The 25,162-nt window shown below is 71.9% G+C and carries 20 protein-coding genes; 9 read left to right on the top strand and 11 right to left on the bottom strand.

Going from position 1 to position 25,162, the window contains the following annotated elements:
* Positions 1–26: 26 nt before the first annotated feature.
* On the top strand, positions 27–980 hold the full coding sequence (locus AB0N81_RS21270) for an SDR family oxidoreductase (RefSeq protein ID WP_365360471.1): 954 nt from the start codon (positions 27–29) through the stop codon (positions 978–980).
* A 39-nt stretch (positions 981–1,019) separates the two neighbouring features.
* Here the strand turns inward: AB0N81_RS21270 and AB0N81_RS21265 are convergent, their stop codons facing one another.
* The 8 genes from AB0N81_RS21265 to AB0N81_RS21230 all read right to left on the bottom strand — a co-directional run bounded on the left by AB0N81_RS21265 (position 1,020) and on the right by AB0N81_RS21230 (position 10,067).
* Positions 1,020–1,853 (bottom strand): enoyl-CoA hydratase/isomerase family protein, encoded by an 834-nt coding sequence (locus AB0N81_RS21265; protein ID WP_365360469.1) that lies wholly within the window; start codon positions 1,851–1,853, stop codon positions 1,020–1,022.
* 64 nt (positions 1,854–1,917) lie between these two features.
* Positions 1,918–2,679 (bottom strand): PIG-L deacetylase family protein, encoded by a 762-nt coding sequence (locus AB0N81_RS21260; RefSeq protein ID WP_365360467.1) that lies wholly within the window; start codon positions 2,677–2,679, stop codon positions 1,918–1,920.
* A 105-nt stretch (positions 2,680–2,784) separates the two neighbouring features.
* Positions 2,785–4,086: an alpha/beta fold hydrolase gene (locus AB0N81_RS21255; protein ID WP_365360465.1), complete on the bottom strand. Its 1,302-nt coding sequence runs from the start codon at positions 4,084–4,086 to the stop codon at positions 2,785–2,787.
* A 63-nt stretch (positions 4,087–4,149) separates the two neighbouring features.
* Positions 4,150–5,202: a LacI family DNA-binding transcriptional regulator gene (locus AB0N81_RS21250; RefSeq protein WP_365360622.1), complete on the bottom strand. Its 1,053-nt coding sequence runs from the start codon at positions 5,200–5,202 to the stop codon at positions 4,150–4,152.
* 141 nt (positions 5,203–5,343) lie between these two features.
* A complete protein-coding gene (gene rhaS, locus AB0N81_RS21245) occupies positions 5,344–6,438 on the bottom strand; it encodes a rhamnose ABC transporter substrate-binding protein (protein WP_365360463.1) in 1,095 nt (364 codons plus the stop codon).
* 69 nt (positions 6,439–6,507) lie between these two features.
* Positions 6,508–7,497 (bottom strand): ABC transporter permease, encoded by a 990-nt coding sequence (locus tag AB0N81_RS21240; RefSeq protein ID WP_365360461.1) that lies wholly within the window; start codon positions 7,495–7,497, stop codon positions 6,508–6,510.
* The gene (locus tag AB0N81_RS21235) at positions 7,490–8,503 is read right to left on the bottom strand and encodes an ABC transporter permease (protein WP_365360620.1); all 1,014 of its coding nucleotides are present in this window, start codon (positions 8,501–8,503) and stop codon (positions 7,490–7,492) included. Before AB0N81_RS21235 ends, AB0N81_RS21240 begins: the two co-directional genes overlap by 8 nt.
* 67 nt (positions 8,504–8,570) lie before the next feature.
* The gene (locus AB0N81_RS21230) at positions 8,571–10,067 is read right to left on the bottom strand and encodes a sugar ABC transporter ATP-binding protein (RefSeq protein ID WP_365360459.1); all 1,497 of its coding nucleotides are present in this window, start codon (positions 10,065–10,067) and stop codon (positions 8,571–8,573) included.
* Between the two features lie 227 nt (positions 10,068–10,294).
* Here AB0N81_RS21230 and AB0N81_RS21225 point away from each other — a divergent pair, with 227 nt between their 5' ends.
* From AB0N81_RS21225 to AB0N81_RS21190, 8 genes are all read left to right on the top strand, one after another.
* Positions 10,295–13,543: an alpha-L-rhamnosidase gene (locus tag AB0N81_RS21225; RefSeq protein ID WP_365360457.1), complete on the top strand. Its 3,249-nt coding sequence runs from the start codon at positions 10,295–10,297 to the stop codon at positions 13,541–13,543.
* A 34-nt stretch (positions 13,544–13,577) separates the two neighbouring features.
* A complete protein-coding gene (rhaI, locus tag AB0N81_RS21220; protein ID WP_365360455.1) occupies positions 13,578–14,765 on the top strand; it encodes an L-rhamnose isomerase in 1,188 nt (395 codons plus the stop codon).
* A 5-nt stretch (positions 14,766–14,770) separates the two neighbouring features.
* Positions 14,771–16,810: a bifunctional aldolase/short-chain dehydrogenase gene (locus AB0N81_RS21215; protein ID WP_365360618.1), complete on the top strand. Its 2,040-nt coding sequence runs from the start codon at positions 14,771–14,773 to the stop codon at positions 16,808–16,810.
* A gap of 109 nt (positions 16,811–16,919) precedes the next feature.
* Positions 16,920–18,374, top strand: coding sequence for a rhamnulokinase family protein (locus tag AB0N81_RS21210; protein ID WP_365360453.1), 1,455 nt, complete (start codon positions 16,920–16,922; stop codon positions 18,372–18,374).
* Between the two features lie 74 nt (positions 18,375–18,448).
* The gene (locus tag AB0N81_RS21205; protein WP_365360451.1) at positions 18,449–19,210 is read left to right on the top strand and encodes a (Fe-S)-binding protein; all 762 of its coding nucleotides are present in this window, start codon (positions 18,449–18,451) and stop codon (positions 19,208–19,210) included.
* Entirely contained in the window at positions 19,207–20,826 is a 1,620-nt protein-coding gene (locus AB0N81_RS21200) for a LutB/LldF family L-lactate oxidation iron-sulfur protein (protein WP_365360449.1), read from the top strand. The genes AB0N81_RS21205 and AB0N81_RS21200 overlap by 4 nt, the downstream gene beginning before the upstream one ends.
* A complete protein-coding gene (locus tag AB0N81_RS21195; RefSeq protein ID WP_365360447.1) occupies positions 20,823–21,470 on the top strand; it encodes an LUD domain-containing protein in 648 nt (215 codons plus the stop codon). The genes AB0N81_RS21200 and AB0N81_RS21195 overlap by 4 nt, the downstream gene beginning before the upstream one ends.
* Positions 21,471–21,492: 22 nt before the next feature.
* Entirely contained in the window at positions 21,493–22,656 is a 1,164-nt protein-coding gene (locus tag AB0N81_RS21190; RefSeq protein ID WP_365360445.1) for a betaine/proline/choline family ABC transporter ATP-binding protein, read from the top strand.
* A gap of 134 nt (positions 22,657–22,790) precedes the next feature.
* Here AB0N81_RS21190 and AB0N81_RS21185 read toward each other — a convergent pair whose 3' ends face one another.
* Genes AB0N81_RS21185 through AB0N81_RS21175 form a run of 3 tightly spaced genes read right to left on the bottom strand, consistent with a single transcriptional unit; the run spans position 22,791 to position 25,086 of the window.
* A complete protein-coding gene (locus AB0N81_RS21185; RefSeq protein ID WP_365360443.1) occupies positions 22,791–23,729 on the bottom strand; it encodes an ABC transporter substrate-binding protein in 939 nt (312 codons plus the stop codon).
* Positions 23,726–24,406 (bottom strand): ABC transporter permease subunit, encoded by a 681-nt coding sequence (locus tag AB0N81_RS21180; RefSeq protein ID WP_365360441.1) that lies wholly within the window; start codon positions 24,404–24,406, stop codon positions 23,726–23,728. The genes AB0N81_RS21185 and AB0N81_RS21180 overlap by 4 nt, the downstream gene beginning before the upstream one ends.
* Positions 24,403–25,086: an ABC transporter permease gene (locus AB0N81_RS21175; RefSeq protein WP_365360439.1), complete on the bottom strand. Its 684-nt coding sequence runs from the start codon at positions 25,084–25,086 to the stop codon at positions 24,403–24,405. The genes AB0N81_RS21180 and AB0N81_RS21175 overlap by 4 nt, the downstream gene beginning before the upstream one ends.
* Positions 25,087–25,162: the final 76 nt, after the last annotated feature.

Below are 25,162 nucleotides of genomic sequence, written 5' to 3'. Positions count from 1 at the left end.
GTCCCGTACGCGGTATCGATGCGCGCATGACGGACGACGAAGCCCCGCGCTCCTCCGGGCAAGATCGGGCGCTGCCCGGGTTGCCCGCCCCTCCCCCGCCAGGAGCGAGCGCGCTGCCGCCCGGCACGTACGACGGGACCGTCGTCCTCGTCACGGGCGGCGGAACCGGCCTCGGCAAGGCCGTCGCGGCGGAGTTCGCACGGCTCGGCGCCGACCTGGTGATCGCGAGCCGCAAGGAGGACCGGCTGAAGGCGGCGCGCGACGAACTGGCGGCGCTGGGCGGGCGCGTGACGACCGCCGTCTGTGACATCCGGGACGCCGACCGCGTCGCCGAGGTCTTCGACACGGCGCAGGAGGCGTACGGCTTACCGGGTGTCCTGGTGAACAACGCGGCCGCCAACTTCCCCGTCCCCGCGGAGGACATGTCGCCGAACGCATGGCGTGCGGTCGTGGACACCACCCTCACCGGCACGTTCCTGATGACGCGCGAGTTCGGCCGGCGCCACCTCGCCGCGGGCACGCCCGGTTCGGTCATCGACGTCGGGGCGTCGTACGCCTGGACGGGCGGCCCCGGCTTCGCGCACAGCGCGGCGGCCAAGGCCGGGGTGAAGAGCCTGGTGGAGACCCTCGCCGTGGAGTGGGGCCCGTACGGCATCCAGATCAACGGCCTGGTGCCGGGGCTGATGCCGCACGACGACATGACCGACGACATCCGCGGCGCACTCGACGGGGGCGATCGGGTTGGCCGGACCGACCCGGCCGACCCGGCCCGGGACAAGGCTGTTCGCCAGCCAGCCCTCCGCGTCGGCCTGCCCCGCGAACTGGGCTGGGCGGCGACTTTCCTTGCCTCTCCCTACGCCCGCTTCATCACGGGCCACACGTTGGTGGTCGACGGTGCGAACTGGCAGCGGAGGGGGTTGGTGAGCCCGCCGGTGGTGACGGTGCGGGAACAGATGGGGAGGGGGCCCTTCGAGGGGTGAAGGATGAAGGATGAAGGGTGAAGAGTGAAGGTGCCCTCCCTACTTGCCTTCGAACGACGCCGACCGGCCCGCCGCCTTCGCCCCGAACCCCTCGCGCGAGTCCTCGGACGTGAGCGTGAGCGCCGCGTTCACCGCGACGCGGTCGAGCGCGCCCGCCATGCCCGCGTCGGCGTAGGCATCGATGCCGCGCTTGATGCCCTGCACGGCCAGCGGTGCGTTCGCCGCGATCTCGGCGGCCAAGGAGCGGGCCGTCCCAGCCAACTCCGCTGCCGGGACGAGCTGCTGGAGGAGGCGCAGCCGCTCGGCCGTCGCCGCGTCGATGCGGCGGCCGGTGAGCGCGAGGAACTTGGCCCAGCCCGCGCCGGCCTCCCGCGCGATACGCAGATCGCCGCCCGCGTCCACCGCGACGCCGAGCCGTGCCTCGGGCAGCGCGAACACCGCGTCGTCCGCCGCGATCCGCACGTCCGCCATGAGCGCCAGCTCGAAGCCGAACCCCAGGCAGTATCCCTGGACGGCCGCGACGACCGGCTGCGGGAGCTCCGCGAAGGTACGGAAACGCTCGTGGACCCAGCGCATGCCCTCGTAGTAGTTCCGGGTGCGCTCGGCACCGGAGCGGCCCGTGATCGCGCCGCCCGGCGCCGTGAGGTCGATGCCCGCGCAGAACGCCCGGCCCTCGGCCCGCAGCAGCACCGCCCGGATCGAGTCGTCGAAGCGGATCCGGTCGGCGAACAGGCCCAACTGCCGGGTGGATTCCCAACTCCAGGCGTTGAGCTTGCGGGGGCGGCAGAGGGTGAGGACGCCGAGCCCGTCCTCGACGTCGAGGCGCAGCCGCTCCTCGCCCTCCGGGATGTCCGTGCCGATGGTGTCGATCATCCGCTCTCCTGACCCATCACTTGGCCCATCACTCCTGATGGGCCGTCAGGCTAAGGGCGCGGGCTCACCGACTGAAGACCTCGAACCCCACCACCGGCTTGCCACCGAAGCGCGGCGCCAGGGCTTGGGTGTTCCCCGTCAGGAACCTGCGGCAGTACTTCTCGGGGTCCTCGTCCGTCAACGCCTCGATGTACGTGCGGTGTTCCAGGAGCGAGGCCACCGACCGGTCGAGGCCCGCCGTCGCGTCCACCGCGTGCGTGGGCGCCGACGAACCGGCGACGGCGACCCATCGCACGCCGTCCCACGGCTCCAGTCCCTGCTCCTCGATCAGCTCCGGGAAGATCCAGCGGTTGCCCGCGTCCGACGCGGCGTCCAGCGTGGCGCGGCCGACCGCCACATGGTCGGGGGTGTTCCAGGCGACGCCGCCCCACGTGTCGCGGTGGTTGAGCGTGATGACCAGCTCGGGGCGGTGTCTGCGGATCGCGGCGGCGATGTCGCGGCGCAGCGCCGTGCCGTACTCGACGACGCCGTCCTTGTGGTCGAGGAACTCCACGGCGTCCACGCCGACCACCGCCGCGCTCGCCCGCTGCTCGCGCTCGCGCAGCGGCCCGCAGGTGGCCGGGTCGAGCGTGTCGATGCCGGCCTCGCCACGGGTCGCCAGGAGGTACGTGACCTCGCGGCCGCCGTCCGTCCAGCCGGCGATCGCCGCCGAGCACCCGTACTCCAGATCGTCCGGGTGGGCGACGACGGCGAGCGCGCGCCGCCAGTCCTCGGGCATGGGGGTGAGCTGGTCGGCTGGGGCGGCTGAACTCTGCGGCTCGGTCATACGTCCCAGCCTATCGCCGGGGTCCGACAACGAGCCGGGCGTTCACGGCAGGCCCGCGCGGGCCTCAGGCGGTTCAGGCTCTCAAGCGCTCAGGCGCCCATGCGCTCAGGCCTCGCCGCGCGTCAGCGCGAGCAGCCGGTCGAGCACGCGCGGACCGCTCACGCGCAGCCCGTCGTGCTCGAACTCGTCGGTGACCCAGGTGCGCAGGCCACGGATGGTCCGGGCGGTGCGCAGGGCGTGCTCCGTGTCGACGTACATGTCGTCGTGGTAGATCGCCGCCGCCACCGGCACCTCGTTGGCGGCGAGGCGCTCCGGGTCGTACAGGCGCGGCCAGGCGGTGCGCTCGGCGAGGAGGTCGGCGGTCTCGCGCAGGGGACGCAGCGCGGGATCGCTGTCGAACATCCAGCGCTGCACGGCCTCGCCGGTGAACAGCAGCGGCGCGTCGCCCGCCAGGGCCTTCTCCGCGTCGAACTGCGGGAACTCGGTGCGCACCCGCTCGGCCGACCAGGCGGTGGGCCGCCCGCCCTGGCCGTAGATCGCCTCGTGCAGGACCGCGTAGAGCGGGTTGCCCGCGTACGAGAGTGCGGACCGCACGTTCTCCTGGAAGGCGTCGGAGAGCGCCACCCCGTCGGGTGTCCGCACGAAGGCGTCCTCGAGGAGGTAGTGCAGGCGGTGGCTGCCGTCGCCCTGGCCGAGCAGGATGCCGAGCGACTGGAAGGCCGGGACGGTCAGTTTGTAGCCGCCGTTCAGGACCGGTTCGTGCTCGGCGAGGTGGGCGGCGATGCGACGGGCCCGCTCGACGTCCTGCGGGTAGCGGGCGTAGTGCGCGGCGACCTTGCGCTCCATGCGCGGATAGGCGGCGCGGTACACGTCGTCCGCGTGGCCGTCGAGCGTGGGCAGGCCACCGGTGATCAGCGCGGTGGCCAGGCCCTCGGGCGCCGCCGACAGGTAGTGCGTGACGCAGAAGCCGCCGAAGCTCTGCCCGAGGACGGTCCAGGGGGCGCCGCCGGTCACTTCGGCGCGGATCGCCTCGCAGTCGCGGACGATGGAGTCGGCACGGAAGTGGCCGAGGTAGTCGGCCTGTTCGCGGGGGCCGCCGCGCAGGGGAAGCGTCTGGCGGTTGGCGGGTGTGGAGCTGCCGGTGCCCCGCTGGTCGAGGAGGAGGACGCGGAAGTCCTCCAGGGCGCGGCCGAGCCACGACTCCCTGCCGTTGAAGCGGGTCGCCCCGAAGCCGGGGCCACCCGTCAGATAGACCAGCCACGGCAGCTCCGGGCCGCCCTCGGACGCCGACACCACCTCGCGCGCGAAGACCTCGATCCGCTCCCCCGCCGGATCGTCGTGGTCGAGCGGCACGCTGAAGCGGCGGTCGGTGAGGACTGCTCCCGGCTGGCGGTACGTGATGGTCAAAGCTGCTCCCGGACGACGTGGCGGGTACGTGTGTTCGGGCACCAGTCCAGCACACGGGCCTCGTCAGCGGGGCGGCAGGCTGGAGCGGCGTACGACCAGCTCGGGCACGAGCACCACGCGCCGGTGCTCGTGCGCGTCGGCGGGCTGCCCCTCCGCCGTCGCCGCTGTTCCCGTTGTGCCCGCCGTCTCCTCCAGGAGCAGCTCCGCCGCCATCGCCCCCATGGTGACGGCGGGCTGGCGCACCGAGGTGAGCGGCACCACAGCGGCGGCCGCGAACTCGATGTCGTCGTAGCCGACGATCGCGACGTCCTCCGGAACGCGCACCCCGGCCGCGTACATCGCCTGGAGCACCCCGAGCGCCAGCAGGTCGTTGGCGCAGAAGACGGCGGTGGGGCGCTCGGCGAGGCCGAGGATGCGGGCGCCCGCGTCGCGCCCCGCGGCCACGTCGAGCCGTTCGGTGGGCAGCTCCCGCAGAGCCGACGCGTCGAGCCCCGCCTCGGCGAGCGCCTGGAGGGCACCCTCGCGGCGGTCCTTGACCTGGTTGAGTCCGGGCGGGCCGCTCACGTACGCGATGGCGCGGTGCCCCGCGTCCACGAGATGGCGGACGGCGAGCGCACCGCCCATCACGTCGTCCACGGAGACGGAGCACTCGGTGGCGCCCTCGGCGACCCGGTCGACGAGGACGAACGGGATGCCGTGCCTGCGGAAGGCCTCGATGTTCCGTCCGGTCGCGTCCGCGGGCGTCAGCAGGACGCCGTGCACCCGCTGCTCGGCGAAGAGCGCGAGATATTCGGCCTCTTCGGAGGGGCTCTGTCCGCTGTTGCACACCATGACGCGGAGCCCGGCCTCCCGCGCCGCCCGTTCCGCGCCGCGGGCGACGTCCACGAAGAAGGGGTTTCCCATGTCGAGGACGAGCAGCGCCATGATGCGGCTGCGTCCCGCGCGCAGCTGGCGCGCCGATTCGCTGCGCACGTAGCCGAGCCGGTCGATGACCGCGAGCACCCGGTGGCGGGTCTCTTCGGAGACCATGTCCGGGCGGTTGATCACGTTCGACACGGTGCCCACCGACACTCCGGCGTGCTTCGCCACGTCTTTGATGCCGACCATGCGTTCCAGGTGCTCCATCCTGCTGTGAGGCCGTCACCGGCCGTGCCGCCCAGCGTACTGAGGCACCGCGGTCCGGGGGCGGTGGCCTCGGGCCTGGCGGCGTCGGGCGTGGGGGCTTCAGGGCTTCGGGCTTCGAAGGCGGAGGCGGCCCTAGAACCTGTACCGGTCGATGTTCTTCTTGTCGAATACGGTCGGCTTGCCGAGGTCCACAACACCGTCGTCGCCGATGGTGAAGGTGCCGAGGTCGCCCGCCTCGAACCTCTCGCCCTTCTTGCCGGTGATCTGCCCGGAGGAGAGGGCGACGGCGGTGTGGGCCGCGAGCGCGCCGAGCTTGGCGGGGTCCCAGAGCTCGAAGCCCTCGACGGTGCCGTTCTTCACGTACCGGCGCATGTCGTTGGGGGTGCCGAGGCCGGTCAGCAGGACCTTGCCCTTGTACTTGGAGCCTGACAGGTACTGGGCGGCCGCCTTGATGCCCACGGTGGTCGGCGAGATGATCCCTGCGAGCTTCGGGTGCTCCTGGAGAAGGCCCTGGGTCTGCTGGAAGGACTGCTGCGCGTCGTCGTTCCCGTAGGCGGTCTTCACCAGCTTCATGTTCTTGTACTCGGGCTTCTTCAGCTCGTCCTTCATGTAGCCGATCCAGGTGTTCTGGTTCGCCGCGGTCTGGGCCGCGGAGAGGATGGCGATCTCTCCCTTGTAGTCGAGTTGTTCGCCGAGAAGCCGCACCTGGCTGCGGCCGAGGGCCTCGGCGCTCGCCTGGGAGACGAAGACGTGCCGGCAGGCGGGCTTGGTGTCCGAGTCGTACGTCACGACCTTGACGCCGTTCCTCATCGCCTGCTTGAGCGCGGTGCACAGCGCGCCGGGATCCTGTGCGGAGACGGCCATGGCGTCGACCTGCTGCTGGGTGAGCGTGTTGACGTAACCGACCTGCCCGCTGGTGTCGGTGGCGCTGTTGGGGCCCGTCTCCTTGTACGTCGATCCGAGCTCCTCCAGGGCCTTCTCACCCCCCTTGTCGGCGACGGTGAAATACGGGTTGTTCACCTGCTTGGGCAGGAAGGCGACGGTGAGGTCCTTCTTGGTGGCGGCGTTCGGGTCCGCCTTCGCGTCCGAGGCCCTGGCGCTGTCGTCGTCCTTCGTCGAGTTCTTCGTGGTGCCCCCGCAGGCCGTGGCGGCGAGGGTCAGCGCGGCGGCGGCGAGGACGGCCCCGACACGACGCGGGACGGGCTTGCGGAGCACGGGAGAGGACATGGCGGGTCCCTTTCGGAAGCGGGGTGCTCAGAGGCCGGGAGGAGGGCGGGCAGTTGGTTCCGGGCGGTGTCAGGGGACGGGGGCCGCCGCTCGGCGTCCCGCGCGCGCGATGGTCACCTGCCGTGCCACGCGGGGCGCGAGCACGGACACCACGAGGAGCACGCCGGTGACGACGATCTGCGACTGCGCGGAGACGTTGAGCAGGCTCATGGCGTTCTGCAGCGCGCCGAGCAGGAAGACACCGGCGACGGCGCCGCCGAGGGTGCCCCTGCCGCCGTCGAAGTCGATGCCGCCGAGCAGGACGGCCGCGACGACGGAGAGTTCGAGTCCGGTGGCGTTGTCGTAGCGGGCGCTCGCGTAGTGCAGCGCCCAGAAGACTCCGGTGAGGGAGGCCATGAGACCGGTGGCGACGAACAGCCACAGCTTGTGCCGCTTGACCCGCACCCCTGCGAACCGCGCGGCCTCCTCGTTGGCGCCGATCGCGAAGAGCGAGCGCCCGAAGGGGGTGGCGTGCAGGGCGACGACGGCGAGGGCGAGCAGCGCGAGGAAGGGCAGGAAGGCGTACGGGACGAAGGTGTCGCCGATGCGTCCTGCCGCGAAGTCGAGGTACTGGGTGGGGAAGTCGGTGACGGCGTCCGACCCGAGGATGATCTGGGCGATGCCCCGGTAGGCGGCCATGGTGCCGATGGTGACGGCAAGGGAGGGCAGTCCGAGCCGGGTCACCAGGAGGCCGTTGACGAGTCCGCAGACGACGCCGAGGAGCAGGCAGAGCGGGATGATCGTCTCGATGGCCAGGCCCGCGTTCCAGAGGGCGCCCATCACCGCTCCGGAGAGTCCCGCCGTGGACGCCACGGAGAGGTCGATCTCTCCGGAGACCACGAGCAGCGTCATGGGGAGGGCGATCAACGCGATCGGCAGGGTGTTGCCGATGAGGAAGGACAGGTTGAGGGCGTTGCCGAAGCCGTCGACGAAGCCGAAGGAGAGCAGCAGCAGGACCACGAGGAGGACGCCGACGACCGTGTCCCAGCGGACGGCACGCGCGAGCGGGGAGTCAGTCACTGCGGCCACTCCTTCTGTTCGATGCGGACCTGTTCTTCAGGGCCCGCGCGACCCGCAGGGCCACGACGCGGTCGACGGCGATGGCGAGGACGAGCAGGACGCCGTTGATGGCGAGCACCCACACGGAGCTGACGCCGAGGGCGGGCAGCACGCTGTTGATGGAGGTCAGCAGGAGCGCGCCGAGCGCCGCCCCGTAGACGCTGCCGGAGCCTCCGGTGAAGGCGACACCGCCGACGACGACGGCGCTGACGACGGTGAGTTCGTAGCCGTTTCCGGTCGCGGAGTCGACGTTGCCGAAGCGGGCGAGGTAGAGGGCGCCCGCGAGGCCGGCCAAGGCGCCGCACACGGTGTACGCGATGAGGATCCGCCTGCGGACCGGAATTCCGGCCAGGCGTGCCGCCTCCGGGTTGGAGCCGAGGGCGTACAGCTCGCGGCCACCTCCGTAGTGGCGCAGGTAGTACGCGACGCCGACCAGGACGACGAGGGCGATCAGCGCGAGCCAGGGCACCGCGGAGATGCCGCCGGACCCGAAGTCGACGTATCCGCCGGGCAGATCGGAGGCGGTGATCTGGCGCGAGCCGACCCAGATCGAGTCGATGCCGCGGATGACGTACAGGGTGCCGAGGGTCACGACGAGCGCGGGCACCTGGCCGAGGCTGACCAGCGCGCCGTTCAGGAGCCCGCAGCCGATGCCGAGGGCGACCGCGAGGAGGATCGCGGTGCCGGCCGTACCACCGCCCTGGAGGTGGTCGCCCGCGGCGAAGGCGCTGATGCCGAGCGTGGAACCGACGGACAGGTCGACGTTGCGGGTGATGACGACCAGGGCCTGCCCGGTGGCGACGAGGACGAGGATCGTCGCGTTCAGGAGCAGGTCCTTGATGCCCTGTTCGGACAGGAACTCGCTGTTGCCCGCCTGGGTGAGGACGATCATCACCAGGAAGACCAGGAGGATGGCGAGTTCGCGCATCTTGAAGACGCGCTCGACCATGCGGGCGGCGCCGGCCATCCGCGGGTCGACGGCTGATGCGGGACTCTCTGTCGTCACGGTCACATCGCCCTCCGGAGTGTCACGGTCATGCCGCCCTCCCCGTGGCCGCCGCCATCACGGACTCCTCGGTGGCGGCGGAGCGCGGGATCTCGGCGGTGAGCCGTCCCTCGTGCATGACGAGGACACGGTCGGCCATGCCGAGGATCTCGGGCAGGTCGGAGGAGATCATCAGCACCGCGACGCCGTCCGCGGCGAGTTCGGAGAGCAGCCGGTGCACCTCGGCCTTGGTGCCGACGTCGATGCCGCGGGTCGGCTCGTCGACGATCAGGACGCGCGGCCCGGTGGCCAGCCACTTGGCGAGGACGACCTTCTGCTGGTTGCCGCCGGAGAGCGTGCCGACCGCGTCGGCGATCCGCGCGTACTTGACCTGGAGTCTGAGCGCCCAGTCCATGGCGCGGTCGCGTTCGGCACGGCGGTTCATCAGCCCGGCGCGGGCGTCGGCGCGCAGCCCGGTCAGGCCGATGTTGCGTTCGATGGACATGTCCATCACCAGGCCTTGGGCGCGCCGGTCTTCGGGTACGAGGGCGAGTCCGGCCGCCATGGCCGTGCTGGGGGCGCCGTTGGTCAGGGGCCTGCCCTCGACCTCGACGGTCCCCGCGTCCCACCGGTCGACGCCGAACACGGCCCTGGCCACCTCGCTGCGGCCCGCTCCGACGAGCCCGGCGAGGCCGACGATCTCCCCGCGCCGGACGTCGAACGACACGTCGGTGAAGACCCCCTCGCGGGTCAGCCGCCGCACGCTCAGCGCGATGTCACCGGCCCGGGTGGCCTGTTTGGGGTAGAGCTCGTCGAGGTCGCGGCCCACCATGCGGCGCACCAGGTCGTCCTCGGTGAGGCCGTCTAGGGGTTCGCTCGCGACCAGGGCGCCGTCCCGCAGGGTCGTGACCCGCTGGCAGAGCGCGAAGATCTCCTCCAGGCGGTGGGAGATGAAAAGCACGGCGGCGCCCTGTTCGCGCAGGGCGCGCACGACGCCGAAGAGGCGGGCCACTTCGCTGCCGGTGAGCGCGGCGGTCGGCTCGTCCATGATGAGCACGCGGGCGTCGAAGGACAGCGCCTTGGCGATCTCGACGATCTGCTGGTCGGCGATGGACAGTCCGCGCGCGGGCTGCTCGGGGTCCAGGGCGACGGCCAGCCGTGCGAAGAGCGAACGGGCCGCGGCGGTCACCGCCTTGTGGTCGACCCGGCCCAGGGAGCGGCGCGGGCGTCGGCCCATGAAGATGTTCTCGGCGACGGAGAGGTCGGGGAAGAGCGTCGGTTCCTGGTAGATGACGGCGACCCCGGCGTCACGGGCGGCGGCCGACCCGTGGAAGACGACCGGTTCGCCGTCGAGGGTGAGCCCTCCCGTGTCGGGCCGGTGCACGCCGGCGAGGGTCTTGATGAGGGTGGACTTCCCGGCACCGTTCTCACCCGCGAGGGCGTGCGCCTCTCCGGCGTGGAGCTGCAGGGAGACGTCCCGGAGCGCGCGTACGGCGCCGAAGGACTTGCTCAGGCCGTGCGCGGCCAATACGGGGGGCTCTCTCATGGGTAGCACCGATCGATGGGCGTGAAAGGTTTCAACCAAGTGGCAGGGAAGCTAGACCCGCGCCAACTGCACCGTCAATGGGGAGGACTTGAGAATCCTGCGGGGTCGCGGATTTTCAAGGGGTGAACGGCACATTCCTCCCGCCCGACCTATTGACAGCGGCAGCCCCTGCGCCTAGCTTCGCCGTCCGTGAAACGATTCATTCCCGAGTCGTTACGGAGCTCCCTGTGATCAGCAGAAGACGACTGCTCGGCACCACCGGCACCATCGCCCTGGGCACAGCTGTCGCGGGAACCACCCCTGCCTCGGCAGCCGCGTCCGCCTCCGCCGCCTCCCTGACCGGCACCGGTGTCGGCACCGGCACCGGCACCGGCACCGGCACCAGCACGAAATCCCTGCGCGTCACCCGGCCCACCGTCGAGTACGCGCGACATCCGCTCGGCATCGACACCGCCCGGCCCAGGCTGAGTTGGCCGCTGGCGTCGGACGTCCCCGGCCACGCGCAGAGCGCCTATCGGATCCGGGTCGCCACCGCACCGGAGCGCCTCGACGAGCCCGACGTGTGGGACAGCGGCAAGGTCGACTCGCCCGATTCGGTCCTCGTTCCGTACGGCGGCCCCGAACTCGAGGCGCGCACGCGGTACTTCTGGTCGGTCCGCGTCTGGGACACCGCCGGGGAGCCCTCCCCCTGGAGCGAGCCGTCCTGGTGGGAGACCGGTCTCACCTCCGCGTCCGACTGGTCCGCCCGGTGGATCGGCGCGCCCGCCTCTCTCGTCGGCGCCCCCGCCCTGGACGACGCGTCCTGGATCTGGTTCCCCGAAGGGGAACCAGCGGACAGTGCCCCGGCCGCCACCCGCTGGTTCCGCGGCCGTCTCGACGTCCCCGAGGGCGTGCGGCGTGCCCGCCTCGTCCTCACGGCCGACGACGGGTTCACCGCGTACGTGAACGGCGCGCGCGTGGCGCACACCGAGGCCGACAGCGCCGCCGACAACTGGCGCCGGCCCGTGCTCGTGGACGTCACCGAGCAGCTGCGCCCCGGTGCCGCCGTCCTCGCCGTCTCCGCGACCAACGCCACCGCCGGGCCCGCGGGCCTGCTCGGCCTCCTGGAACTCACCACCGCCGACGGCGTGCGCACCCTCCTCACCGATGCCGCGTGGAGAGCCGCCGACAAGGAGCCCGACGGTGACTGGCGGGCCCCCGGGTACGACGACGGCTCCTGGGCCGCCGCCAAGGTTCTCGCCGCGTGGGGCGGGGGCCCGTGGGGCAAGGTCGTCCCCGCGCACTCCCCGGCCGCGCAGTTGCGCCACGAGTTCCGGCTGAGCGGCCGCAAGATCGTCCGGGCCCGGTTGTACGCGACCGCGCTCGGCCTCTACGAAGCGCACCTCAACGGCAGGCGTGTGGGCGAGGACCGCCTCGCGCCGGGCTGGACGGACTACCGCAAACGCGTCCAGTACCAGACGTACGACGTGACGGAACTCGTCGGCTCCGGAGCCAACGCCCTCGGCGTGACGCTCGCGACCGGCTGGTACGCGGGGAACATCGGCTGGTTCGGCCCTCACCAGTACGGAGAACGCCCCGCACTCCTCGCCCAGTTGGAGGTCACGTACGCCGATGGGACGACCGAGCGTGTGCTGTCGGGGCCCCGGTGGCGTGCCGCTCTCGGCCCGGTCACCGGCGCGGATCTGATGTCGGGCGAGGAGTACGACGCCCGCCGGGAGACGCCGGGGTGGACCCGTGCCGGCTTCGACGACTCCGAGTGGGCCGCCGCCGACACCGTGGACAAGGTGTCCGCCGCGCTCGTCGCCGCGGTCGACGCCCCCACGCGCGTGGAGAGGCAGATTCCCGCGCGGAAGGTGACCGAGCCGAAGCCCGGCGTCTTCGTCTACGACCTCGGCCAGAACATGGTCGGCGTCGCCCGGCTCACCATCTCCGGCAAGGCGGGCACGACCGTCCGGCTGCGCCACGCGGAGGTCCTCGACCCCGACGGCACGCTCTACACCGCCAACCTCCGCACGGCCCGCGCCACCGACACGTACACCCTCAAGGGCGGTGGCAAGGAGACGTACGAACCGCGCTTCACCTTCCACGGGTTCCGCTACGTAGAGGTCACCGGTCTCCCCGGCAAACCGCCGCTGGACGCGGTCGTCGGAAGGGTGCTTCACACGTCGGCGCCGTTCACCATGGATTTCAGGACGAACGTCCCCATGCTCGACCAGTTGCACAGCAACATCACATGGGGACAGCGCGGCAACTTCGTGTCCGTCCCCACCGACACGCCCGCACGCGACGAGCGGCTCGGCTGGACCGGTGACATCAACGTCTTCGCGCCGACCGCCGCCTACACCATGGAGTCCGCCCGCTTCCTCACCAAGTGGCTCGACGACCTGCGCGACGGCCAGTCGGACGACGGCGCCTTCACGGATGTCGCGCCGTTCGTCGGACCGGTCGGCAAGGGCGTCGCGGGCTGGGGCGACGCCGGAGTCACCGTCCCCTGGGCGCTGTACGAGGCCTACGGAGACACCCGCGTACTGGAACGTGCCTGGGACTCGATGCTCAAGTGGCTCGACCACCTGGAGAAGCACAGCACCGGCTGGCTGCGCCCCGCCGAGGGCTACGGAGACTGGCTGAACGTCCAGGACGAGACTCCGAAGGACGTCATCGGCACGGCGTACTTCGCGCATAGCGCGGCCCTCGTCGCGCGGACCGCCGAGGCGCTGGGCAAGGACCCGGAGACGTACACGGCGATGTTCCGGAGCGTGCGGGACGCCTTCCGCGCCGCGTACGTCTCCGGGGGCGGCCGCGTGAAGGGCGACACGCAGACCGCGTACGTCCTGGCCCTGTCCATGGATCTGCTCGCCGACGCCGACCGGGCCCCCGCCGCCGACCGTCTGGTCGAACTCGTCAGGTCCAAACAGTGGCACCTGTCCACGGGCTTCCTCGGCACACCGCGCCTGCTGCACGTGCTCACCGAGACCGGCCACACCGATGTCGCCTACCGGCTGCTCCTCCAGCGGTCCTTCCCCAGCTGGGGCTATCAGATCGACCGCGGCGCCACCACGATGTGGGAGCGCTGGGACTCCATCAGGCCGGACGGCGGTTTCCAGGACGCCGGCATGAACTCCTTCAACCACTATGCGTACGGCTCCGTCGGTGCGTGGATGTACGCGAACATCGCGGGCATCGCCCCGGCCGAGCCGGGCTTCCGCAAGGTCCTCGTCCGGCCGCGCCCCGGCGGCGGCGTGACGGAGGCGGAAGGCCGCTTCGACTCGGTCCGCGGCCCCGTCACGACGCGCTGGAAGGCGGGCTCCGACGGGTTTCGGCTCACCCTCACCCTGCCCGCCCACACCACGGCCGAGGTGTGGATCCCCGCCGAAAATGCCTCCCAAGTGGACCACGGCACTACGGAGTTCCTGCGGATGGACGACGGCTGCGCCGTCTACGCCGCGGCCTCCGGTACCCATCACTTCTCCAACTGACCCACGAAGAACCACCTTTCGGAAAGGCTGCGCGATGACCGCCGGACCCAGTAAGGACGCCGTGAAAGCGGCGCTCACCACCCAGGCCTTGGAGACACCGTCCTGGGCGTACGGCAACTCCGGCACGCGCTTCAAGGTCTTCGCGCAGCCAGGCGTCCCGCGCACCACGCGCGAGAAACTGGACGACGCCGCCCGCGTCCACGCACACACAGGCGTGGCACCGGCCGTCGCCCTGCACATCCCGTGGGACCGCGTCGACGACTACGGCGCGCTCGCCGAGTACGCACGGGAGCGCGGACTGCGCCTCGGCGCGATCAACGCCAACGTCTTCCAGGACGACGACTACCGGCTCGGCTCGGTCACCAACCCCGACCCGGCCATCCGGCGCAAGGCCGTCGCCCACCTCCTGGAGTGCGTCGACGTCATGGACGCGACCGGCTCGAAGGACCTCAAGCTCTGGTTCTCGGACGGCACCAACTACCCCGGACAGGACGACCTGCGCGACCGGCAGGAGCGCCTGGCCGAGGCGCTGCGCACGGTCTACGACCGCCTCGGCGACGACCAGCGGATGCTCCTCGAGTACAAACTGTTCGAACCCGCCTTCTACGCCACCGACGTCCCCGACTGGGGCACCGCGTACGCGCACTGCCTCAAGCTGGGCCCCAAGGCGCAGGTCGTCGTCGACACCGGCCACCACGCGCCCGGCACCAACATCGAGTTCATCGTCGCGACGCTGCTGCGCGAGGGCAGACTCGGCGGCTTCGACTTCAACTCGCGCTTCTACGCCGACGACGACCTGATGGTCGGCGCGGCCGACCCCTTCCAGCTCTTCCGGATCATGTACGAAGTGGTGCGCGGCGGCGGATTCGCGGCAGGCACCCCGGACGCGCCGGGTGTCGCCTTCATGCTCGACCAGTGCCACAACATCGAGGCGAAGATCCCCGCGATCATCCGGTCCGTGATGAATGTGCAGGAGGCCACGGCGAAGGCGCTGCTCGTGGACGTCGAGGCGCTGGCCGACGCCCAGCGCTCGGGCGATGTCCTCGCGGCGAACGGGGCGCTGATGGATGCATACAGCACCGATGTGCGTCCCCTACTGGCAGAAGTCAGGGAGGACCTGGGGCTCGCCCCTGATCCGCTCGGGGCCTATGAGCGGTCAGGCTGGCAGGAGCGAATCGTCAAGGAACGGGTCGGCGGCGTGCAGGCCGGGTGGGGGGCATGAGCGACATGGAGCGGCACACGAGCGTCACGGAACTGCTGGAACGCGCACACGCGTTGGGCGCGGACCCGCGCAACACGAATTACGCGGGAGGGAACGCCTCGGCGAAGGGCACCGCGCCCGACCCGGTGACCGGGGACGCCGTCGACCTCATGTGGGTCAAGGGCTCCGGGGGCGATCTCGGCACGCTGCGGGAGTCGGGCCTCGCGGTGCTGCGCCTGGACCGGCTGCGCGCCCTGCCGGGGGTGTACGGGGGCGTGGAGCGCGAGGACGAGATGGTCGCGGCGTTCGACTACTGCCTGCACGGCAAGGGCGGTGCCGCGCCGTCCATCGACACGGCGATGCACGCCCTGGTCGAGGCCGCGCACGTCGACCATCTCCATCCCGACTCCGGCATCGCGCTCGCCTGCGCCGCGGACGGCGAGAAGCTCACCGCCGAGTGCTTCGGCGACACGGTGGCGTGGGTGCCGTGGCGCCGCCCGGGGTTCCAGCTGGGCCTGGACATCGCGGCTGTCCGGGCGGAGCGTCCGGAGGCGATCGGCTGCGTCCTTGGCGGGCACGGCATCACCGCGTGGGGTGATACATCGGAGGAATGCGCACGCAATTCGCTGCACATGATCCGCACCGCGGAGCGCTTCCTCGCCGAGCGCGGCAGGCAGGACCCGTTCGGAGCGGAGCTGGCCGGGTTCGGTGCGCTGCCCACCGCCGAGCGCCGTGCGCGGGCCGCCGCGCTGGCCCCCGTCGTCCGGGGCCTGGCCTCCCAGGACCACCCGCGGGTGGGGCACTTCACCGACACGGCACCGGTCCTGGACTTCCTCTCCGGCGCCGAACACCCGCGGCTCGCCGCTCTCGGCACCTCGTGCCCGGACCACTTCCTGCGCACGAAGGTCAGGCCGCTGCTCCTCGACCTGCCGCCGACGGCGCCCCTGGACGAGACGATCAGCCGCCTCCGGGAACTGCATGCCGAGTACCGCACGGAGTACGCGGCGTACTACGCACGGCACGCCGAGCCCGGCTCGCCCGCGATGCGGGGCGCCGACCCGGCGATCGTCCTGGTGCCGGGCGTGGGCATGTTCAGCTTCGGCAAGGACAAGCAGACCGCGCGCGTGGCGGGCGAGTTCTATGTGAACGCGATCAACGTCATGCGGGGCGCGGAGGCCGTCTCCTCGTACACGCCGATCGAGGAGTCCGAGAAGTTCCGCATCGAGTACTGGGAGCTGGAGGAGGCGAAGCTGCGCCGGATGCCGGCGCCGAAGCCCCTGGCGGCCCGGGTGGCCCTCGTGACGGGTGCGGGCAGCGGCATCGGCAGGGCGATCGCGCGGCGTCTCGCCGCCGAGGGGGCCTGTGTCGTCGTCGCCGATCTGAACACGGAGAGCGCGACGGCCGTCGCCGACGAACTGGGCGGGCGGGACAAGGCGATCGCCGTCACCGTGGACGTGACGAGCGAGTCGCAGATCGCCGCGGCGTTCGAAGCGGCGGCCCTGGCCTTCGGCGGAGTGGACCTGGTCGTCAACAACGCGGGGATCTCCCTCTCCAAGCCGCTCCTGGAGACCACGGCCCGCGACTGGGACGTCCAGCACTCCGTGATGGCGCGCGGCTCGTTCCTGGTCTCCCGCGAGGCCGCCCGCGTCATGCGGGCGCAGCGGATGGGCGGCGACATCGTCTACATCGCGTCGAAGAACGCGGTGTTCGCGGGCCCGAACAACGTCGCCTACTCCGCGGCCAAGGCGGACCAGGCCCACCAGGTGCGCCTGCTGGCCGCCGAGTTGGGCGAGGACGGGATCCGGGTCAACGGCGTGAACCCGGACGGCGTGGTGCGCGGCTCGGGCATCTTCGCCGGCGGCTGGGGAGCGCAGCGAGCGGCGGTGTACGGCGTGCCGGAGGACAAGCTCGGCGAGTTCTACGCCCAGCGGACCCTCCTCAAGCGCGAGGTCCTGCCGGAGCACGTGGCGAGCGCGGTGTTCGTCCTGACGGGCGGGGACCTCTCGCACACGACGGGATTGCACATACCGGTGGACGCGGGCGTGGCGGCAGCCTTCCTTCGCTGAGCACCCGCCCGCTCCACGTCCTTCCCCCCACTCCACGTCCTCCCCCACTCCGCACCCTCCCCCACTCCGCCCCCTCCCCCAGTCCGCACCACCGACCTTGAGAGCGCTCATGCCCCACAGCTCATCCCGCCGCTTCGCCGCGGTCGACCTGGGCGCGTCCAGTGGACGCGTCATGGTCGGCCGGGTCGGGCCGGGCAGCCTCGGACTGGAGGAGGTCCACCGCTTCCCGAACACCCCCGTGCGCACGGGCCCCACCCTGCACTGGGACATCCTCGGGCTCTACGCGGGCGTGCTCGACGGGCTGCGCGCCGCCGGGCAGGTGGCGTCCGTCGGCATCGACAGCTGGGCCGTCGACTACGGCCTGTTGGACGCCGACGGCGCCCTCCTCGGCAACCCCGTGCACTACCGGGACCGTCGTACGGAGGGTGTCGCGGAACAGGTGTGGACCCGCTTCCCTGCCGCCGAGCTGTACGCGGCGACGGGCCTGCAGCACGCGCCGTTCAACACCCTGTACCAACTCGCGGCCGCCCGGCGCACGGCTCAACTCGGCGCTGCCGAGCACGTGTTGCTCATTCCGGACCTGCTCACGTACTGGCTGACCGGGCAGCTCGGCACCGAGCTCACCAACGCCTCCACCACGCAGCTCATCGACCCCCGCACCAGAAACTGGTCGCGCGAGGTCGCCGACCGTCTCGGCGTCGACCTCGGCCTGTTCCCGCCCCTGCGGCAGCCGGGCGACCCGGCCGGGCTGCTGCTGCCCCACGTCCTGGAGGAGACCGGCCTGACGGGCCCCGTGCCCGTGACGACGGTCGCCTCGCACGACACCGCGTCCGCCGTGGCCGCCGTGCCCGCGACGGGCGGCACCGGCTTCGCCTATCTCTGCACCGGCACCTGGTCCCTCGCCGGGCTCGAACTGGACGCCCCCGTGCTGACGGAGGAGAGCCGGAAGGCCAACTTCACCAACGAGCTGGGCATCGACGGCACCGTCCGGTACCTGCGCAACATCATGGGCCTCTGGCTGCTCCAGGAGTGCCTGCGCGCCTGGCGTCGGCCCGACGCCACCGCTCTGCTCGCCGCGGCGGCCGAGACCGAGCCGTTGCGTTCGGTCGTGGACGCGGGCGCTCCCGAATTCCTGGCGCCCGGCCGGATGCCGGAACGGATAGCCGAGGCCTGCCGCGCCTCGGGGCAGCCGGTTCCCACCTCGCCCGCCGAGACGACCCGCTGCGTCCTGGACTCCCTGGCGCTCGCGCACCGACGGGCCCTGGTGGACGCCCAGCGGCTGACCGGGCGCACGGTCGACGTCGTGCACCTGGTCGGCGGCGGCGCCCGCAACACGCTGCTGTGCCGGCTGACCGCGGACGCCTGCGGACTGCCGCTCCTGGCAGGACCGGCGGAGGCGTCCGCGCTCGGCAACATCCTGGTGCAGGCCCGCGCCCACGGGCTGCTCGCCGACCGGGCGCAGGCACGGGCCCTGGTGGCTCGCGCCCAGCCGCCGACACGCTACGAACCCCGGGGGGACACGGCCCGTTGGCGAGCGGCCGAGGAGCGCCTCCCCGCGACGTGACCACCGATGATTCCCGAACGTTCCGTGCCCGCGTACGCTGCATCCATCCGATGACCGACTAGGAGGAACCCGCGATGCGTGTCGCCCTGTTCCTGACCTGTGTCAACGACACGCTGTATCCGGACACGGGCCGATCAGTGGTGAAACTCCTGACCAGGCTGGGAGTTGACGTCGACTTCCCGATGGCGCAGACCTGCTGCGGGCAGGCGCACTACAACACCGGCTACCGCCACCAGGCAGAGCCACTCGCCCGGCATTTCTCCGATGTATTCGGGTCCGAAGCGTACGACGCGATCGTGACGCCCTCGGGGTCGTGCGGGGCGATGGTGCGGGAGCTCTACCCGCGCATGGGCGAGCGGGCCCGGGCCGAGGGCCGGGGTGAAGGGCTCGCGCGCACACTCGCCCCCGTGGTGCCCAAGACGTACGAGCTCACGGAGTTCCTGGTGGACGTCCTCGGTGTCACGGACGTCGGCGCCTATTACCCGCACAAGGTCACGTACCACCCGACGTGCCACGGTCTGCGTGCTCTCGGTCTGGGCGACCGGCCCACCCGGCTCCTCCGGGCGGTCAAGGGGCTCGATCTTGTGGAGCTGCCCGGCGCCGAGGAGTGCTGTGGCTTCGGCGGCACCTTCGCCGTGAAGAACGCCGATGTCTCGGCGGCGATGGGCGCCGACAAGGTGCGCCACGCCGAGTCGACCGGCGCCGAGGTGCTGTGCGCGGCGGACAACTCGTGCCTGATGCACATCGGCGGCACGATGGCCCGGCTGCGCACAGCCGTGCGCCCCGTCCACATCGCGGAGATCCTGGCGAGCACGGAAGAGGAGCCCCTGTCATGAGCGGCCGCACGTTCGTCGGCATGCCCGCAGTCCCGTCCGGGCCACCCGGTCCCGCCGGTCCCGCCGGCCCTGCCGGTCCGCCCGGTGGCTATCCGGCCTTCCCGCGGGCCGCGCACGAAGCGGTCGGAGACACGACCCTGCGCGCCAACCTCCGGCACGCCACGCACACCATCCGCGACAAGCGGGCCCGCGCGGTCGCCGAGCTGTCCGACTGGGACCTGCTGCGCGAGGCGGGGAAGCGCATCAAGGACCACACGCTGCGCCATCTCGACCGCTACCTGGAGCAGTTGGAGGAGTCGGTCGTGCGGGCGGGTGGCACCGTGCACTGGGCGGCCGACGCCGACGAGGCGAACCACATCGTCGCGGAGCTGGTCAAGGCCACCGGTGAGACGGAGGTCGTCAAGGTCAAGTCGATGGCCACCCAGGAGATCGGCCTCAACGAAGCCCTGGAGGCCGAGGGCATCCACGCGTACGAGACGGACCTCGCCGAGCTCATCGTCCAGCTCGGCGACGACCGCCCCTCCCACATCCTGGTGCCCGCCATCCACCGCAACCGCGGCGAGATCCGCGACATCTTCCGCGAGGAGATGGCCCGTTGGGGGCGGCCGGCGCCGGAAGGGCTGACCGACTCCCCCGCCGAGCTCGCCGAGGCGGCACGCCTCCACCTGCGGGAGAAGTTCCTGCGCGCGAAGGTCGGCATCTCCGGGGCGAACTTCATGGTCGCCGAGACCGGCACCCTCGTCGTCGTGGAGTCGGAGGGCAACGGCCGGATGTGCCTGACGCTTCCCGAGACGCTGATCTCCGTCGTCGGCATCGAGAAGACCGTTCCGGCCTGGCGCGACCTGGAGGTGTTCCTCCAGACACTTCCCCGTTCCTCGACGGCCGAGCGCATGAACCCCTACACGTCGATGTGGACCGGCACGTCCGACCAGGACGGTCCGAGCGCCTTCCACCTGGTCCTGCTCGACAACGGCCGCACCGACACCCTCGCCGACGAGGTCGGCCGCCAGGCCCTGCGCTGCATCCGCTGCTCGGCGTGCCTCAACGTGTGCCCGGTGTACGAGCGAGCGGGCGGGCACGCGTACGGCTCGGTCTACCCCGGACCGATCGGCGCGATCCTCAGCCCTCAGCTGAGGGGCACCCAGAGCGAGATCGACGCCTCCCTGCCGTACGCGTCCTCGCTCTGCGGGGCCTGCTACGAGGTGTGCCCGGTCGCCATCGACATCCCCGAAGTCCTCGTGCATCTGCGGGAGCGGGTCGTGCAGGGCGGTGCGGCGACACGGCACGGCAACAGGGTGACGCTGAAGCCCGCCAAGGGGCACGCGGCGGAGCGGGCGGCGATGCGCGCGGCGGGCCTGGCCTTCGCCCGCCCCGGCGCGCTGCGCGCGGGCCAGCGGCTGGCGTCGCGCACCCGGTGGCTCCACCCGCGCACGCTTCCCGGGCCCGGCCGGGCCTGGAGCGCGACTCGGGACCTGCCGAAGGTTCCCGCGGAGCCGTTCCGCGACTGGTGGCAGCGCACACGGGGAGGCACGCAGGACGGCCCGGCCACCGGTCCGGCCACCGGTACAGCCACCGGCCCGGCCGGAGGGAACGACACCGGAGGGAGCGACAAGTGAGCAGCAGGGACCGGATCCTGGGCCGGGTACGGCGGGCGCTCGCCGACGTGCCGGCCGACGACCTCTCGTACGAGGCGGCGGTCGCCCGTGACTACGCACGCCAGCACGGTGAGCGCACCCCCGACGAGACCGTCGACCTGCTCGCCGCGAACCTCGCGGACTACCGCGCGATCGTGCACCGCGCCACCCGCGCGGAGCTGCCGTCGACGCTCATGCGGCTGCTCGCCGAGCGCGGCTCGCGGAGCGTCCTCGTGCCGCCGGAGCTGCCGCCCGGCTGGCTGGCCGAAGCCGACCCTGTTCGGATCCACGACCGGGCCGCGGACACGGCCCGGGACCTGGACCGGGTCGACAGTGTCGTCACCGGCTGCGCGGTCGCCGTCGCGGAGACCGGCACGATCGTGCTCGACGGCTCCCCCGACCAGGGCCGCCGTCGCATCACCCTGGTGCCGGACCATCACATCTGTGTCGTACGGGTGCCAGACCAGGTCGTCGCCTCCGTGCCGCGGGCGCTCGAACGGCTGGCTCCGGGCCGGCCGCTCACCTGGATCTCCGGGCCCTCCGCGACCAGCGACATCGAGCTGGACCGGGTCGAGGGAGTGCACGGTCCGCGCACCCTGGAGGTGGTGCTGATGAGCGGCGAGTGACCGGCGCGGCTAGCGTGAGCACATGATCCGGTTCGAGCAGGTGACCAAGCGCTACCCGGACGGTACGACGGCCGTGGACGACCTCTCCTTCGAGGTCGCCGAGGGTGAACTGGTCACGCTCGTCGGCCCCTCCGGCTGCGGCAAGACCACCACGATGATGATGGTCAACCGGCTCATCGAGCCGACGTCGGGCCGCATCTTCGTGAACGGTGAGAACATCGCCGACGTCGACCCGGTGCGCCTGCGCCGCCGCATCGGCTACGTCATCCAGCAGGTCGGCCTCTTCCCGCACCGCACGATCCTCGACAACACGGCGACCGTCCCCGCGCTCGTCGGCTGGAAGAAGGCGAAGGCACGGGCGCGGGCGGCGGAGCTGCTCGACCTGGTGGGCCTGGACCCGAAGACGTACGGTCCCCGCTATCCCGAGCAGTTGTCGGGCGGCCAGCGCCAGCGCGTCGGCGTGGCGAGGGCGTTGGCCGCCGACCCGCCCGTGCTCCTGATGGACGAGCCGTTCGGCGCCGTCGACCCGGTGGTCCGCGAGCAGTTGCAGGACGAGTTCCTGCGGATGCAGGCGGCCGTCCGCAAGACGGTGCTCCTGGTCACGCACGACATCGAGGAGGCGGTCCGGCTCGGCGACCGCATCGCGGTGTACGGGCAGGGGCGCATCGAACAGTTCGACACGCCGGGGGCGGTGCTCGGGGCGCCCGCGACGCCGTACGTCGCGGAGTTCGTCGGCGCCGACCGCGGGCTGAAGCGGCTGTCCGTCACGGAGATCCAGACGGACGACCTGGAGGCGCCGCCCATCGCCCGGCTCGACGAGCCCGCCGCGCAGGCCGCGGCGCGGCTGCGCGCGGAGGAGGCGCGTTGGGCCGTCGTCCTGGACGCGGACGGCGATCTGCACGGCTGGGTCGGCCTCGACGAGGTCGCGCTGGCCGGCACCGGCGGCACGGTCGGCGACCTCGCGCACCGGATGAAATCGTGGGTGCCGGTCGGCGCCCCGCTCAAGCAGGCCTTCGGCGTGATGCTGCAGCACGACGCGGGCTGGGTCGCCGTCCTCGACGGCGCCCGCTTCCTCGGCGTCCTCACCCCGGCGAAGCTGCACGAGGCGCTGCGCCGCTCGGTGGACGCGGACGCGCAGGGGGTGGCGCGGGACCAGGTGGAGTTCGACTCGGTCGCCGACGCGTAGGCGCTCCGCCGGCGGGGCGGTTTCCTGTCTGCGGGCGGTTCCTGTCTGCGGGCTGTTTGTGGGTCTGCGGGCTGTTCTCTGTCTGCGGGCCGTTTGTGGCTGGTCGCGCGGTTCCCCGCGCCCCTGATGGGGCGCTACAGCAAGCCCTTGTCCTCCAGGTAGGCCCGCGCGACGTCCTGCGGCAGGCGGCGCCAGCTGTCCACCTGCTCGTTCATGGAGGCGAGATCCTCCGTCGTCAGGACGGGGTTGAGGCGGCCCAGCGCAGCCGCGACGCCCTCGCTGCCCGCCCGGGAGCGGTTGACCACGGGCACAAGGTAGTCGGCGTTCTGGAGGTGCTTGTCGTCCTTGAGGAGCACCAGGCCGAAATCGTCGAGGGTCGCGTCCGTCGACGTGGTGAGCACCATCTGGTCCTGGCCGCCCTGCACGGCCTTCTTGGCCTGGGTCGTGCCGACGCCCTTCGGGTCGACCCGGGTGATCTCGATGCCGTACACCTTCTTCAGGCCGGGCGCGCAGTAGGGGCGCTGTACGCATTCGTCACCCGCGGCCAGCCGCACCTTCAGGCCCGACCTGCCCAGGTCGCTGAGGGTCTTGAGGCGGTGCTGGCGGGCGTACGACGCGGTGACGGCGAAGGCGTTCTGGTCGACGGCCTTGCCGGGGTCGAGGACGGTGAGGCCGCGCGGGGCGGCGAGGCGGCGCAGGGCTTTCATGGTCCGGTCGAGGTCGGGCGAGCCCGCGGGCGGTGCGTCGGCGCCGTTCTTCTTGGCGTTGAGCCAGTCCGCGAACGTCGCCGCGTACTCGGGGACGACGTCGATCTGGCCGGACTCGAGGGCGGGTTCGTACAGCTCGCGGTTGGCGACGGAGAGGATGCGCGTGCCGTATCCCGCCTTCTGCAGGAGCAGTACGTACATCTGGGCGAGCAGGTCGGACTCGGTGAAGCCCGCGGAGCCGACGACGAGGTTCTTGCTGTCGCCAGGGGGCGCGGTGACCTCGCCCCGGTTCTCCAGCGAGGGTCCCGTCGCGCAACCGCTCACGAGGGCGAGGAGAACGGCGGCGAGCCCTGTACGCCGCTTCATCCGGCGTTCCCCCGCCCGCGTGTCCAGCCCGGCGCGAGCCGCTCGGCCGCCTCGAAGAGTCCTTCGACGAGCAGCGCGAAGGCGGCCACGAGGACGGCGCCCGCCACGACCTGCGGGGTGCTCGCCAGGTTGAAGCCCGCCGTGATGATCCGCCCGAGGCCGCCGCCGCCCGCGAGAGCGGCGATGGTGGCGGTGGCGACGAGCTGCACGGCGGCGATGCGGACCCCGCTGAGCACCAGTGGCAGCGCGAGCGGCAGTTCGACGCGCCACAGCATCTGCCGCCCGGTCATCCCCATGCCGCGGGCCGCCTGCACGACGCTGCGGTCGACGCCGCGCATTCCCACGTACGCGTTGGTGAGCAGCGGCGGTACGGCGAACAGCACGAGCGCGACGACGGTCGGCCCGTCGCCCCACTTGCCCAGGGGCGTGAGGAGCAGCAGCACGAGGACCGCGAAGGTCGGCACGGCGCGTCCGACGTTGGAGATGTTGACGGCGAGCGCGCCGCCCTTGCCGAGGTGGCCGAGGACGAGGGCGATCGGCAGAGCGATGAGGCAGCTGAGCAGCAGACAGACGACGGTGAGGACGAGGTGCTGCGTGAGCCGGTGCCAGATGCCGTCGTCGCCGGCCCAGTGCGCGGAGTCGGTGAGCCACGCCCAGGCGTCGCCGAGTGTCTTCATGACCGCGCCCTCGCTCTCTCCCAGGGGGTGAGGACGCGCTGTACGCCGAGCAGCAGCAGGTCGGCGGCGATGGCGATGGCGACGCACAGTACGGACGCGGTGAGCACCTGCGCCTTGAAGTACGTGTTCATGCCCGTGTAGATGAGGTTGCCGAGCCCGCCGAAGCCGACGATCGCGCCGATGGTGACGAGGGAGACCGCGGAGACCGTGGCGATGCGGAGCCCGGCCATGGCTGCGGGCAGCGCGAGCGGGAGTTCGACCGTGAGCAGGAGGCGGACGGGGCCGTACCCCATGCCGCGGGCGGCCTGCCGGGTGTCCTCGGGGACGGCGCGCAGGCCGGCGAGGATGTTCCGCACGAGCAGGGTGAGGGAGTAGAGGACGAGGCCCGCGACGACGAGCGACGCGGAGAGTCCGTACACCGGGAGCAGCAGCGAGAACATCGCGAGCGAGGGGATGGTGTAGAGGACGGTGGTGAGCGCGAGGACGGGTCCCGCGGCCCACCCCCAGCGGCGGGCGAGCACGGCCAGCGGCACCGCGACGACGAGCGCGATCACGACGGAGAGGCTGGTCAGCTGCAGGTGCTGGACGACCGCGTCGAGCAGGATCTGGCGGCGGGTGCTCAGGTACTCACCGCAGATCCATTCGTTGCGCGCGAGGCAGTCGTCGGGGGGCGCGGTCACCTGTCCATTCAAGGCGGAGATGCGGGGTGACGGCGCGTTCTGGTGACCCGAGCGGGTCAGCCGGTTCCCTCGGCCG

Source organism: Streptomyces sp. NPDC093510 (assembly GCF_040683555.1).
Taxonomy (GTDB): Bacteria; Actinomycetota; Actinomycetes; order Streptomycetales; family Streptomycetaceae; genus Streptomyces.
Note: the sequence above shows the minus strand (reverse complement) of the source record. Positions and strands in the feature narration are given on the sequence as shown.

Excerpts from the sequence above, each read along its gene's own strand:
- AB0N81_RS21270 (WP_365360471.1), top strand. The coding sequence starts at position 27 with ATGACGGACGACGAAGCCCCGCGCTCCTCCGGGCAAGATCGGGCGCTG.
- AB0N81_RS21265 (WP_365360469.1), bottom strand. The coding sequence starts at position 1,853 with ATGATCGACACCATCGGCACGGACATCCCGGAGGGCGAGGAGCGGCTG.
- AB0N81_RS21260 (WP_365360467.1), bottom strand. The coding sequence starts at position 2,679 with ATGACCGAGCCGCAGAGTTCAGCCGCCCCAGCCGACCAGCTCACCCCC.
- rhaS (WP_365360463.1), bottom strand. The coding sequence starts at position 6,438 with ATGTCCTCTCCCGTGCTCCGCAAGCCCGTCCCGCGTCGTGTCGGGGCC.
- AB0N81_RS21235 (WP_365360620.1), bottom strand. The coding sequence starts at position 8,503 with ATGGCCGGCGCCGCCCGCATGGTCGAGCGCGTCTTCAAGATGCGCGAA.
- AB0N81_RS21230 (WP_365360459.1), bottom strand. The coding sequence starts at position 10,067 with ATGAGAGAGCCCCCCGTATTGGCCGCGCACGGCCTGAGCAAGTCCTTC.
- rhaI (WP_365360455.1), top strand. The coding sequence starts at position 13,578 with ATGACCGCCGGACCCAGTAAGGACGCCGTGAAAGCGGCGCTCACCACC.
- AB0N81_RS21215 (WP_365360618.1), top strand. The coding sequence starts at position 14,771 with ATGGAGCGGCACACGAGCGTCACGGAACTGCTGGAACGCGCACACGCG.
- AB0N81_RS21210 (WP_365360453.1), top strand. The coding sequence starts at position 16,920 with ATGCCCCACAGCTCATCCCGCCGCTTCGCCGCGGTCGACCTGGGCGCG.
- AB0N81_RS21205 (WP_365360451.1), top strand. The coding sequence starts at position 18,449 with ATGCGTGTCGCCCTGTTCCTGACCTGTGTCAACGACACGCTGTATCCG.
- AB0N81_RS21200 (WP_365360449.1), top strand. The coding sequence starts at position 19,207 with ATGAGCGGCCGCACGTTCGTCGGCATGCCCGCAGTCCCGTCCGGGCCA.
- AB0N81_RS21190 (WP_365360445.1), top strand. The coding sequence starts at position 21,493 with ATGATCCGGTTCGAGCAGGTGACCAAGCGCTACCCGGACGGTACGACG.
- AB0N81_RS21185 (WP_365360443.1), bottom strand. The coding sequence starts at position 23,729 with ATGAAGCGGCGTACAGGGCTCGCCGCCGTTCTCCTCGCCCTCGTGAGC.
- AB0N81_RS21180 (WP_365360441.1), bottom strand. The coding sequence starts at position 24,406 with ATGAAGACACTCGGCGACGCCTGGGCGTGGCTCACCGACTCCGCGCAC.